9 protein-coding genes and 1 pseudogene are annotated in these 12,922 nt (G+C 71.9%); 3 read left to right on the forward strand and 7 right to left on the reverse strand.

Translation table 11 applies throughout. The features are described 5' to 3' along the window. Nucleotides 1-86: 86 nt before the first annotated feature. The 5 genes from ACZ58X_RS33025 to ACZ58X_RS33045 form a co-directional block, all read right to left on the reverse strand. Nucleotides 87-500, reverse strand: a complete 414-nt coding sequence (locus tag ACZ58X_RS33025) for a VOC family protein (protein WP_350503315.1) — start codon at nt 498-500, stop codon at nt 87-89. Nucleotides 501-716: 216 nt separating this feature from the next. Beyond that, a complete protein-coding gene (locus ACZ58X_RS33030; RefSeq protein ID WP_470337263.1) occupies nt 717-1,460 on the reverse strand; it encodes a class I SAM-dependent methyltransferase in 744 nt (247 codons plus the stop codon). Nucleotides 1,461-1,548: 88 nt separating this feature from the next. After that, entirely contained in the window at nt 1,549-2,319 is a 771-nt protein-coding gene (locus ACZ58X_RS33035; protein ID WP_470337264.1) for a class I SAM-dependent methyltransferase, read from the reverse strand. Further along, on the reverse strand, nt 2,312-2,815 hold the full coding sequence (locus ACZ58X_RS33040) for an N-acetyltransferase (protein ID WP_470337265.1): 504 nt from the start codon (nt 2,813-2,815) through the stop codon (nt 2,312-2,314). Before ACZ58X_RS33040 ends, ACZ58X_RS33035 begins: the two co-directional genes overlap by 8 nt. Before the next feature lie 120 nt (nt 2,816-2,935). After that, entirely contained in the window at nt 2,936-3,442 is a 507-nt protein-coding gene (locus ACZ58X_RS33045; RefSeq protein ID WP_470337266.1) for a nuclear transport factor 2 family protein, read from the reverse strand. A gap of 127 nt (nt 3,443-3,569) precedes the next feature. Here ACZ58X_RS33045 and ACZ58X_RS33050 point away from each other — a divergent pair, with 127 nt between their 5' ends. Both ACZ58X_RS33050 and ACZ58X_RS33055 read left to right on the forward strand, forming a co-directional pair. Then, nucleotides 3,570-4,475 (forward strand): LysR family transcriptional regulator, encoded by a 906-nt coding sequence (locus ACZ58X_RS33050; protein WP_470337267.1) that lies wholly within the window; start codon nt 3,570-3,572, stop codon nt 4,473-4,475. Nucleotides 4,476-4,719: 244 nt separating this feature from the next. Next, nucleotides 4,720-9,729, forward strand: a complete 5,010-nt coding sequence (locus tag ACZ58X_RS33055; protein ID WP_470337268.1) for a glycosyl hydrolase family 18 protein — start codon at nt 4,720-4,722, stop codon at nt 9,727-9,729. A gap of 72 nt (nt 9,730-9,801) precedes the next feature. On the opposite strand, the pseudogene ACZ58X_RS33060 reads toward ACZ58X_RS33055, so the two are convergent. Continuing rightward, a pseudogene (locus ACZ58X_RS33060) lies at nt 9,802-9,927 on the reverse strand (IS30 family transposase); the annotation flags it as partial. A gap of 193 nt (nt 9,928-10,120) precedes the next feature. On the opposite strand from ACZ58X_RS33060, the gene ACZ58X_RS33065 reads away from it, so the two are divergent. After that, nucleotides 10,121-11,788 carry an eCIS core domain-containing protein gene (locus ACZ58X_RS33065; RefSeq protein WP_470337269.1) on the forward strand — a complete coding sequence of 556 codons (1,668 nt, stop codon included), beginning with the start codon at nt 10,121-10,123 and terminating at the stop codon, nt 11,786-11,788. Between the two features lie 104 nt (nt 11,789-11,892). Here ACZ58X_RS33065 and ACZ58X_RS33070 read toward each other — a convergent pair whose 3' ends face one another. Further along, nucleotides 11,893-12,786: a carbon-nitrogen hydrolase family protein gene (locus ACZ58X_RS33070; protein ID WP_470337270.1), complete on the reverse strand. Its 894-nt coding sequence runs from the start codon at nt 12,784-12,786 to the stop codon at nt 11,893-11,895. Nucleotides 12,787-12,922: the final 136 nt, after the last annotated feature.

Genomic DNA, 12,922 nt, shown 5'->3' on the forward strand with positions numbered 1-12,922 from the left:
TTTTTGTTTTGTTCTTTTTTTTCTTCCTCCCTCCCCCCCCCCCCCCCCCCCCTCCCCCCCCCCCCCCCCCCCCCCCCCGGGACGGCTCAGCGCACTTCGTTGAAGCGGACCATGTTGCCCGCCGGGTCGCGGAAGGCGCAGTCGCGGACGCCGTACGGCTGCAGGGTCGGCTCCTGGACGAGCTCGGCGCCGCCGGACTTCAACCGGTCGAACACCCCGTCCAGGTCGGCGGTGGCGAGCACCACCCGGGCGTAGGTCCCCTTGGCCATCATCTCGGTGATGGTACGCCGCTCGTCCTCGGTGATGCCCGGGTCCGCGAACGGCGGCTCCAGCACCAGCGAGACGCCGGGCTGGCCGGCGGGCCCGACGGTGATCCACCGCATCGGGCCGCCGCCGACGTCCTGGCGGACCTCGAAGCCGAGCAGGTCGCGGTAGAAGGCGAGCGAGGCCTCCGGGTCGGTGTGGGGGAGGAAGGTCCAGTGAATGCTGATGTCGTTCATGACTGCAACGCTAGGCGCGGCCCCCGGGCGGGCGCTTCTCGAAAACTGATCGCCTTCCCGGCCCGGACGGCCCGGACGGCCCGGACGGCCCGGGCGGCCGGGACGGATCGGACAGCCCGGCGGCGCGGACAGTCCGACGGCCCGACCCCCGTGCGGACCGGGGTCCGGGTCCGGGGGCCGGGCCGTCGGGCTCGGTCGTGCGGCTCGCGCGGCTGCTCAGGCGCGGCAGCGCAGCATCTCCAGCGGCGGGTGGGCGAGCACGTCCGCCCAGAACTCCTCGCCGTACTCGCGCAGGCCCTCCGCGGAGATCCCGAGCGGCACCCACTCCAGATCGGAGAACCCGGCCCCGCGCAGCGCATCCTCGTAGACCTCGCGGCGCGGGACGGTCCCGAGGATGCTGATCGGCTGCGGGTCGAGCAGCGCGGTGACCCGCACCCGCGGCCCGGTCTCGACGTGATCCCCGGTCGGCTCGCAGCGGAAGCCGTACTGCTCCAGGGTGGGACAGTCGAAGGCGTAGTCCGGCTTCTGGGCGAAGACGAAGAGCTCCCCACCCGGCACCAGGCTGCGGTGGATGTTGCGGCACATCCGGTCCAGCGACGCGCGGTCCTCCGCGTAGTTGAGGCACTGCACCGCCAGTGCCACATCGAACTTCCGCTCCAGGGTGCGAAGTTCGGCCACGTCGCCGACCTCGTAGCGCACCCCCAGCGGGTCGCGCTGCTCGAACGACTCGGCGGCGGCGATCATCTCGGTGGAGATGTCGACCCCGAGCACCGCCGCGGCGCCGCGCCGACGGACCTCGCGACTGTAGAAGCCCGTCCCGCACGCCAGGTCGAGGACGGCCTTGCCGTGGACGTCCCCGACCATCGCGAGGAAGCTCGGCACCTCCCCGAACCGCGTCAGCGGCAGGGCCTTGAAGCCCTCGAACGCCTCGCCGATCCCGTCGTACTGCTGCACGCCCATCGTGTCGTCCTCCCGTGTGCGCAGCCCTGTGCTGTGCTGGGAAGTCTGGCGCAGCCTGACGCACCGTCGTACTGGCGGAAGCCACGAATCAGCGGCGCCGTGCGAGGTGGGCGGTGATGTCCGCCTCCAGTCCGACGCGCTCCGGCAGTACCGCGAGGATCCGGCGGAACACCTCCGCCCGGGTGTCCTCCGGCAGCAGCAGATAGGCCGAGACCGTCGACAGATGGCCGAGGTACTCCTCCGCACTCATCGTCAACCGCCTTGGCAGCGTCCGCTGTTGCACCCGGTCGAAGCGCTCGGAGCGCTGCAGCTCGGTGCCCGGCCACTGCAGCTCCCGCTCCGGCGGCGTACCGTCCGGGGACGGCACGTCCTCGCTCGCCAGGAACGGCGCCCGCACCACCCTTACGGCCTCGGCCAGTTCGGGGTCGGCCAGCTGGACGGGCCCGCCGAAACACGCGAACACGCCGCCCGGGCGCAGCAGTTCGGCCACCCGCCGCCAGCGGCCCGCCGGGTCGGTCCAGTGCAGTGCCGCCGCCGCGTACACCAGGTCGTACGGCCCGTCCGGCGGCAGTTCCTCGAACGCGGCCCGCACCGTCCGGACGTTCCCCGGGGCGTGCCGCCGGAGCTCGGCGAGCATGGCGGCATCCGGCTCGGTCGCGGTCACGGCGACGCCGCGCCCGGCGAACAGCCGGGTGGCCTTGCCCGTCCCGGCCCCGATCTCCAGCGCCGTCCGCAGCGGCCCGCCCGCGTGCTCCGCCACGTACTCGGCGACCAGGTCGAAGAGCTCCGCCGGATACCCCGGCCGGTACCGCTCGTAGGCCTTCGCCACCGTACCGAAACTCAGCGCGCGCTCAGGCACCCGGAGCCTCCGGCAGGGCCAGCCACTCCTCCCAGCTGAGGTCGCGCCCCAGGAACCGCGGCTGCCGGAACGGCCACTCCGCGGCGATCCACCGCGGCACCAGCGCGTCGAAGGCCCGCTCCACCGCACTGCCGACCAGGCCGTCCACCACCCACCAGGAGACCTCGCCGTCCGCCCCGGCCCGCTCCGGCGGATCGATGTACACGCACCCGTGCACGGCCGTCTCCGCGGCGTCCAGCAGCACGTAGTTGAACGACTGGTGCGCGGCGATCTCCCGCTCGTGCCGGGCGAGGTCCACCCGGTTCGCCTCGGCCGTGATCGTCTCCGCCGGCCACCCCCAGGCCGGGCCGAAGATCCCGAACAGCCGCTCCCGCGACCCCATCACCGCCGGATAGTCCATCGGCGCGTCCGCCTCCCGGATCGGCCGCAGGTGGTACGCCCCGTCCAGCAGCGGCACGTGGACGGGGTGGACGAAATCAACAGGAAGCCAGGTCATGCCGCCGAGGCTATCCATCGCCACCCCGCGCCCGCACCGAATATCCGGCCCCACCGGAGCGCCGCCCGCCCGGGCGCCCCCAGGACCCCTGACCCGCCGCCGCTCATGACCCGCCACCGCTCAGCCGAAGATCGCCCGGGGCTCACCGGTGAGCCACACGTTGTCGATCCGCACCCGGTGCAGCAGCCAGCGCCCGCCGTCGCGGTGCAGCTCGACGTCGTAGCGGTTCTTCAGCAGTGCGTGCGTCGCGGGGGCGGCCGTCAGCAGGTGCTGCGCCTCGACGAGGGCGGTGAGCCGGGCGCGGTCGCCGTCCACGGTGATGCGGGGGTTGGTGACCTGGTGGGTAGTGGTCACCCGCCCGGCGAACATGCCGAGGATGGTCGTCACGATGTGGTCCCGCCCGGTCATCAGGGGCGGTTCGGCGCCCCACGCGGCGGCTGCGGGCCGGAAGTCCAGTTCGGCGTCCGGGGTGAAGGAGGAGGCGAAGAGCTCGCGGTCGTGGAGGTCCTGACCGAGGCCGAAGCGGAGCAGGGCGTCCAGGATCTCGGTCCGGTCGCGCAACTCGGCGACGACGGCGGCCGGGTCGGTGGCCGGTGCGGTGAGGGCGCGGTCGGTGGTGATGTACATGGCGGAACTCCTGGTCGGGTGGCTGTCGGTCGGTGACTCGTCCACCCTCCCGCCGGAACGGCCGGACGATCAACGGGTGACTGTGCAACGATCGTGAAGCGACACTTAACGAAGTGGCTGGGGAGAGGTGGCAAGGGTGCTGGAGCGGCACGAGATCGAGGCGTTCCTGGCGCTCACCGAGGAACTGCACTTCGGGCGGACGGCCGAGCGGCTGCACGTCTCCACCGCACGGATCAGCCAGACCGTACGGAAGCTGGAACGCCGGGTCGGCGCACCGCTGTTCGTCCGGACGAGCCGCCGGGTGGAGCCGACCGCGCTCGGCGCCCAGCTGGCTCAGGAGCTGCGGCCCGCGTGGGAGGCGGTCGGCGCCGCCCTCCGGCGGGTCGCCGACGCCGGGCACGGTCGCATCGGAACGCTGCGGGTGGCGTTCGCGGGCCCGGCGGCGGGGCAGCTGCTGGTCGGCGTCGCGGAGCGCTTCCGGGAGCGGCTGCCGGGCTGGGACGCGACCCTCCGGGAGGCCGAACTCGTCGACCGAATCGGCCTGTTGCGTGCGGGCGAGGTGGACCTGGTGTTCGCGGAGTACCCGCTGCGCGAGCCCGACCTGGTGCCGGGTCCGGTCCTGGTGAGCGAGCCCCGGATGATCGCCCTGCCCGCCGGCCACCCGCTCGCGCGGCAGGACGCCGTCACGCTGGAGGAGCTGGCCGGGATCCCGCTCGTCCGACTGCCCGCCGCCGTGCCGGAGTCCTTCCGCGCCGACCGCACCCCGGCGCGGACACCGGCCGGGCGGCCGATCCCGTCCGGCCCGGAGGGCGGCACCCTGAACGAGATCCTCACCCTGGTGGGCGCCGGCCGGGCCGCCTTCCCGCTCGGCGCCCAGGCCCGCCGCTACCACCCCCGCCCCGACATCACCTACCGCCCGCTGACCGACGCACCCCCGGTCCGGTGGGGCCTGCTCCACCACCGCGACCGTGCCACCCGCGCCACGGAGGCGTTCCACCGCGCGGCCCAGGACCTCCTCGGCGCCGAGGGCTGACCACCCCTGCCCGGACAGTCCCTTCCGGTCGGCCCACTGTGCTCGCGCACCACGGCGCCCTCGCCGGCGCCCTGTCCGCCGGTGACCACCCCTCAGCAGCGCTCTGGCCGGCCGCCGCACCCGATGTGAAAGCCCGACGGCACGATCCGCACCGGGCTCGCGGCCGGCCGACGGGCCGTTGATCGGGTGTCTACCGCCTTCGGTGATGCTGCTCCCTCCAAGGTTCGTCCACAGGAGGGATGGCATGAACACCACGCGCCCGCAGCGTCCAGGACCCGCACCGATCGCGGCGAGACTCCTCCCGGCGCTGCTGGTCCTCACCCTGCTCGCCGAACTGCTGGCCGTGGTGGCGGCAAAGCCCGCCAAGGCGGCGGTGCGGGAGTTCCGGCCTGCGACATGGAACATGCAGGCCACCGGGAGGCGCTGGAGGGACGTCATACCGCGGTTGCTGGCGACAGGCGAGAACGTGTTGGCCCTTCAGGAGCATCCCGACACGGACCCCGGGGTGGGCACCTGGGACGATCCCCATCAGCGCCCGGACGACTTCACGCTGCTCGGTCATGACTTCCTGCGGCCGGGAACGGAGACCCGCCCCGGTGCCCCGTGGGATCCCGATGCGGTCGAGGGCCAGACCCTCAACCGGTTCCGCTGGGCCGTGCCCGACCGCGCGAACCCCCGCACCTACTACGTCGCCCAGACCACCAACGACATGGCGAACCGCGCTCTGGCCTTCGTCACCGAGCAGGAGCCCGAGGCCTACCTCCTCCTGCACCCGCCGGGGAGTGAGCGCCCCGTCCTGGGAGTCCGGTTCCGTGACACCTGGTTCTTCAACGTCCACGCGAACAACGAGCAGGGCGGTCGCAACGACACCGGTCGGATCCTCCAGGCGGTGGCCACGGCACCGGCCGTGCAGGGCCGGAGCTGGGCGGTGATGGGGGACTTCAACACCCCGCCCGCGACCACGATGCGCCAGGCCCGGGAGGCGATGGGCGACGCGGCGGGCGACCTGCACCTGGTCCGCACGAACGAGGCCACCCAGGTGCAGGGCCGCGAACTCGACTACATGGTCACCAACGACGAGGCCATGGTCCTGGCCATCGGGCAGGAGGTCACCGGCTGGATGACCGACGGCACCAGACGGGACCACGACGCGGTGTTCTTCTCTCCCATGGTCGCGGGGGGCGAGCGCGCTCCGATCCATTCGCTCCAGCACCGGGGCGACGGGCGGCTCGTCGTGCCCGTGTACGAGAACCAGACGTACTCGCGGTTCCGGGAGAATCCCGACAACGAGATGACCATGTCGGGCCTGTTCGTGGAGCTCTCGCCGTTCCGCGAGTCGGACGGCCTGCTGTACACGGGGCTGATGGATCTCCACTCGAAAATGTGCCTGTCCGCGACGGCCCCGGACGAGACCGGGCCCTCGGACCGTCCGGAACTCGTCCAGACGCGCTGCGCGCAGGGGAAGCCCCCGAAGGAACAGCTCTGGCGGTTCGACGCCAACGGGACCCCGTGGAACGCCACGGACCGCGCCGTGTTCACCGATCACCTCAGTGCCGTCCTCCACCTGGGACCGGAGGGCACCGAGCCGCCCTCCGACCAGTGGCGGCACTGCGCGTGGAAGCTCCACAGCCGCGCGCCGGATGCGGTGCTGTTCGACGAGGTGTCCTGCAACGTGGACGGCCCGCGCGAGCCGACGCAGTTGACGCTGCGGTCGTCGTCCGGCATCGACGCCGCGGTCTCCCTGGACAGCCGCGGCTCCGGTCTGGCGAGCGTGGAACTGCAGAAGGGCAACCTCACCACGACGATGACCTTCGGCCCGGGCCGGCATCAGGAGGCCGAAGCCGGGGCCACGTCGATCGCCTCGGGCGAGATCCCCGGCGGGGCTTCCGACGCCCTGACGACGCTGCCCAGCAGCGGGGGGACGGTCCTGGGCTTCACGCTCCCGTCGTACTCCACCAAACTGCCGAGCTACTGGCGCTTCAAACCCGTGGACGGCCTGCGCAAGGTGGAGCGGGTGGTGCAGCCGCAACCGGTCGAGGACGCGTTCCTGCCCTTGGCCGGGCCGCAGTTCGCGGCGTTCCGCTCCAAGGTCGACGCGGTGCTTCCGGTCCCGGGCACCCGCGACGAGATGTACATGTTCAGCGGGGACAGCTACCTGCGCATGAAGGTCGCCATCGACGGGACGAAGGACCAGGTCGTCAACGGGCCCAAGCCCATCCGCGACAACTTCGGCGAACTCGCCCAGAAGGCAACCGCGTTCACCGAGAACATCGACGCCGCGTTCAGTCTCCCGCGCGATCCGGGGACGGCCTACCTGTTCAAGGGCAACGAGTACGTGAAGCTCGCCCTGGACCCGGGTGGCACCCACGACCGCGTCCTCGAAGGACCGGAGCGGATCTGCGCCGGCTGGCAGGGGCTTTGCGGGACGGTCTTCGACGGTGAGGTGCCGACCAGCACCGCCGCCGCCGAGTTCTCCGTCCTGGCCTCCGACGGGGGGAACGCCACCGCGGCCGCGGACGCCGGCTCGCCCGTCGACACCGCGCCGGACGACCGCGGTACCAAGCCCGCGTCCAGCGGGGACTGCCGCCCGGACGGCCTCACCCCGGTGGACGGCACCAGCCCGCGCTACTGCGACGTCTACGACGGATCGGGCCGGGAGTGGGTCGGCCAGGGCCGCAGCCGCCGGACGGTCGGTTACTTCACCGGCTGGCGCACCGGTGCCGACGGCTCCGCGCCGTACCTGGTGAAGAACATTCCCTGGTCCAAGGTCAGTCACGTCAACTACGCGTTCGCGCACGTCGAGAACGACCGGATCTCCGTCGGCGACACCGCCGACCCGAGGAACCCCGCCACCGGGATGACCTGGCCCGGCGTGGCCGGGGCCGAGATGGACCCCGCCCTGCCCTACCAGGGCCACTTCAACCTCCTCACCCGCTACAAGCGGGAGCATCCGGCGGTCAAGACCCTGATCTCGATCGGCGGCTGGGCGGAATCCTCCGGCTTCTACACCCTGACGACCCGCGCCGACGGCTCGGTGAACCAGCCCGCCATCGACACCTTCGCGGCCTCCGTGGCGGAGTTCCTCGACCGGTACGGCTTCGACGGCGCGGACATCGACTACGAGTACCCCACCGCGCTCCCGCAGGCCGGCAACCCCCAGGACTGGCCGGTCGCCGACGCCCGCCGCAAGGGGCTCGGCGCCGGATACGAGGCGCTGATGAAGGCCCTGCGCGGCGCCCTCGACCGGGCCGGCACCGCCAAGGGCCGCTACTACCAGCTCACCTCCGCGGTCTCCGGCTCCGGCTACCTCGTCCGCGGCCAGGAGGCCCAGGCCGCGCTCAAGTACCAGGACTTCGTCAACGTCATGACCTACGACCTGCACGGCTCCTGGAACGACTTCGTCGGCCCGCAGGCCCCCCTCTACGACGACGGACGGGACGCCGAACTCGCGGCCGCCGGCATCTACGACGACCAGGCCCCCAATACCAAGGACTTCCAGAAGCACGGCTACTTCAACACCGACTGGGCCTACCACTACTACCGCGGCGCACTGCCCCCGTCCCGGATCAACCTCGGCATCCCCTACTACACCCGCGGCTGGCAGGACGTCACCGGCGGCACCGACGGGCTGTGGGGCCGCGCCACGATGGCCGACCAGCAGGCCTGCCCGCCGGGCACCGGCGGCAAGGGCAACGGAGCCCAGGGCAGCGGCGCGAGCGCGCCCTGCGGCGAGGGGGCCATCGGCATCGACAACCTCTGGCACGACACCGACAACGGCCGCGAGGTGCCGGCCGGCTCCAACCCGCTGTGGCACGCGAAGAACCTCCAGGACGGCCGCACCCCCGGCTACCTCGCCGCGTACGGACTCGACACCACCCGGGCGTCCGTCCAGCTGCGCGGCACCTACCAGGAGAAGTACAGCGACGCACTGGAGTCCTCCTGGCTGTGGAACCCCGACAAGAAGGTCTTCCTCTCCACTGAGAACGACCGCTCCATCCGGGCCAAGGCCCAGTACATCGGTGACCAGGGCATCGGCGGCGCCATGATCTGGGAACTCGCCGGGGACTACGCCAAGCGCCCCTCCGGCGAGTGGGGCATGGGATACGACCTCACCACCACCCTGGACACGGCGCTGCGCCAGGCCGGCCCCGCTAAGGCCGAACGAGCCGACACCGCACTGCCGCAGCAGGTCCTCGACGTGACCGCCGAACTCGTCGACTACCCCACGGACGTCAAGGACATGTGGCCGATCCAGCCGAAGCTGCGGATCACCAACAACACCGCCGCCACGCTGCCCGCGGGCACCCGGATCTCCTTCGACATCCCCACCTCGACGACGCCCCTGCTCAAGGACGAGGCCTGGAAGGAGCTGACCGACGCCGTCCATCCGGGCCGCACCGGCCCGAACGCCGGCGGGCTGAAGGCCGACTTCCACCGCGTCACCCTGACCCTCGGCACCTGTGAGGAACTCCCGCCGGGCAAGGCACGCGACATCGGCGTCAAGTACTACCTGCCGATCACCGGCCCGGCGAACTTCACCATCACGCTCAACGGGACGGAGTACGGCCTGACCCAGGACCACCGCCGCGGCACCACGGCCGCCGAGGCCCCGCAGGGCAACGGCGCCCGCTGCCAGGCCGACGCCTGGAACCCCGCGAACACCTACAACCCGGCGTGGGCCCCGTTCACCCTGTGGCAGACCGGGGACCGGTACAAGGTCGAGGACGTCAACAGCGGCAACCTCCTCGACCACCCCGGCGGCTGGGACACCGCGCACCTGGTCGAGAAGCAGGCCGACAACCCCAACCAGCTGTGGACCGTCGCCGCGGAGTGGCCCGCCTTCCCGGGCTGGTACCGGATCAAGAGCACCACCAGCGGCCACGAGCAGTGCCTCGACGCCCGCGCCCCCCAGGCCGCCCTGAGCGTGCGCGACTGCGACATGTCGGCGGGCCAGTGGTGGCACCTGCGCGACGACAAGGGCCACGTCGTCACCTCGATCACCCACGGCGCCTCGTACGGCCTGGAGTCCTTCGCCCCCGGCAGTGACTACGGCAAGGCGGACTACGTCGCCGAGCCCCGCAACAGCGGCACCGCACCCGGCACCCCGGTCGTCGCGGGCGATCCCGGCGGCAGCACGCGGACGGTCGTCTCGTACGGCGGCTACTACTGGAGGGCCAAGTACTGGACCAAGGGCGACACGCCGAACGCGTCCGACCCGAAGAACCCGTGGACCCGCCTGGGCCCCACGGCCTGAGCCGCTGACCGCCGAGCCCCGGTCCGGCAGGGCGGTTTCCAGGGGTCGTTGCAACACGTGGTCGGTTGTCCAGGCCGCGACGAGTTCGTGCAGGCGCTCGGCCGGGGTCTCCCAGCCGAGCGTTCTGCGCGGGCGGCCGTTGAGGTCGGCGGCGACGGCGGCCGGGCGCTCCGGGGCGTGGACGGTGAGGTCGGTGCCGGTCCGGCCTGGTGGTTCCCGCCGATCGCGCCGGGGTGGTTCCTCCGCACCCTGCTGCCGTGCCTCCTGTACGGAAGTGCCGCGGGAGACCGTCACTCGGACCCCCGAGCTCTGCCCTGACGTACCTTCCGCCGCGCCGTGGCCATCGGGTTGAGTGGGACGTTGCCGATGATCCCAGAAGGGGCGGAGCCCGATGCGCAAGCGGGAGAACGAGGAAGCCACCGCGGCCAAGGCCGGCCGGGAGGCGAGGCACGCGCCCGCCCAGGCCGGGCACCCGCGGTCACCACTGCTCGCCCTCCAGGGCACCGTGGGCAACGCGGCGGTCGTCCAGATGCTCCGCCGGGCCGGCCACGGCCTGGACGAGGAGGAGCACCGGCACGGGGGCGGCTGCGGTCACGAGGGCTTCGATGGCCCCGCCGTCCAGCGTGCCGCGGCCCCGGCCGTTCAGCGCTCCTCCGTCCACGATGTCCTGCGCGGCCCCGGCCGGCCCCTGGACCAGGCCACCCGTACGGACATGGAGTCCCGCCTCGGCGCGGACTTCTCCGACGTACGCATCCACACCGGCGACGCCGCGAAGGCCTCCGCCGCCGAGGTCGGCGCGCGTGCGTACACCTCCGGCAACCACGTCGTCATCGGTGAGGGCGGGGGCGGCGCGCACACCCTCGCCCACGAGCTCACCCATGTCATCCAGCAGCGCCGGGGACCGGTCAGCGGTACCGACAACGGCAACGGGCTGAGGGTCTCCGACCCCTCCGACCGCTTCGAACGCGAGGCCGAGGCCAACGCCCGCGCGGTGATGAGCCGTCCGGCCCCCCAGGCCTCCTCCGACGTGCAGCGTTCGGCCGGCCACGAGACCGGGACGGCCGTTGCGGCGGAGGCGCCCGTGCAGCGCACCCTCGCGGCGGGCCTCCCGAAGGGGACCCAGGTCGTCAAGCACACGGACGAGCGGGACATCCCGGGGCAGACGATCCTCAGTTTCGGCTTCGGGTCCTATCTGATCTCCGCGGGCGAGGACGGCAAGAAGCCCCGGGCGTCCCTCAAGGACAAGTCGTGGGGGACGGTCGAGGGTCGGGCGGCCTCCCGCGCGGAGTACGAAGCGGCTCGCGCCGTGGAGTTGGACCCGGCGGTCCTCGCGGCCAAGCAGAAGCAGAAGGACCTCGACCTCGGCGAGAACTACCTCAGCGCCGACTACCGCCGGATCAACCCGCTCCTGGCGGCCCTCGGGCAGGTCGGCTTCACCCCCGGCGAGATCGCCGCCCCCGGCTTCTCCTACAAGGCGAAGGAGCGCGAGGTGCTCGACACGTGGCGCAGTGTCGCCATGGCGCGGGGCTACGCGGACGAGCAGACCACGGAGGCGTGGGACGAGAAGCACCTCGCGGACACCTTCGACATCTTCGCCCGGATCAACGGCGTGTGGGACGACTTCACGACGCCCCGCGCGAACGACGAAGGCAACGTGGTGCGGGGCGACAGCAAGCACATGTACGAGTCGTTCGGCGGCATCCTCAAGCAGCAGGAGAGCCACCCGGAGGGCGGCTACGTCTCGGTCGACCAGACGATCGAGTGGCCGGCGATCCTGTCGACCACGTACGGCGATCCGTTGACCCACACGTACGTGGCCGGCAAGGAGATCGTCTGGGAGTTCGGCCTCCCGCAGGACCACCGGGGAAGGGCGCTCGGCAGGAACAACCAGTCCGAGGAGGAGATGACCTTCCCCATCGGCACCAAGATCCACATCCGCCAGATCCTCGTGCGCAGCGGCGATTTCCGGCAGGAGCGGTCGGCGAAGTACGGCGAGAGCGCGGTCGTGATCGTCTTCGCCGACATCGTGGCGGGACAGGGACCGAATCAAGGGGCCTAGCAATGCCTTGTCAGGTGGTGTCGTAGGTCTGCCCCAGGCCGCCGTGCGACGGAACCTCATGTTGACAGGTGGTGAGTCCGGTCGGGGCCGGCAGCTGGGCGGACTCAGAACGCTGTGCGGGTGTCGCTGCGGGGGTCGTCGACTGGGCGCCGCTCGTCGTAGAGTCCGTCTCGGGCCGAGCGGCGCCACGGACGGGCGTAGCGAAGGGCCATGGTGATGTCATCGTCCTGCGAGTCGAGGTCGATGTCCGCGATCGCCAGGGCGGGCTGTCCGTCTGCGGGACAGCGTGCCAGCCACCGACCGCCGGGTGCCACGATCCCGGACGGCGCGGTGGCGCTGAACTGGGCCGGGACCGAGTAGCCGAGCCAGTAGTTGTGGAGCGTCCCGTACGCCTGGGCGACGCGGGCCCGGGGCGCGTCGTCGACCATCACTGACAGCAGGACGCAGTCGGCGTCCAGGCGCTCGTACTCGGCGAACACCTCCGGAAAATTGGCCTCGATGCACAGTGCGAAGCCGACCCGGATGCCGTCCACCTCGACGATGACCGGCTGGTGTCCCGGGGAGTACAGGTAGGAGATCTCGGTGTGTGACAGGTACCGCTTGTCGTACCGGGCGACCAGCTGGCCGTGGTCGGAGACGATGTAGAGGCTGTTGTGCGGCCGGTTCGGCGGTGTGAGCGGGTGGATCGATCCGAACACGGTCCACAGCCCGAGCTCCCCCGCCAGCGCGGTGATCGACTCTGCTTCCTCGCGCAGGACGTCCCACGCGGCACGGGTCCAGTCAGCCGGTACCAACTCGCCGGCCGGGCCCGCCGCCATCACGTGCTTGCTCGGATAGGTGACCGCACCTTCGGGGAACTGCACCAGCCGCGCACCCGCTCCGGCGGCTTCGACCATCAGGGCCCGGATCTCCTGCCCTGCCGCCCGCAGCGCTCCTCGATCAGTGGGGTCCTTCGGCACCGTGCTCTGTGCGACCGCCAGCCGCAATGTCCTCGCCACGCCGTGGACGGTATGGCATACCCGGTTCCAACACCAGCGCCTTGTCGACCCCAGGCCGGGCCCTGGCCGGATACGAGCGGGTCTTGGTCCGACGACGCATCAGGCGGGAGCGAGCCACGGGCAGCGCGGTAGGGCG

The organism is Kitasatospora sp. NPDC040550, from assembly GCF_055594965.1.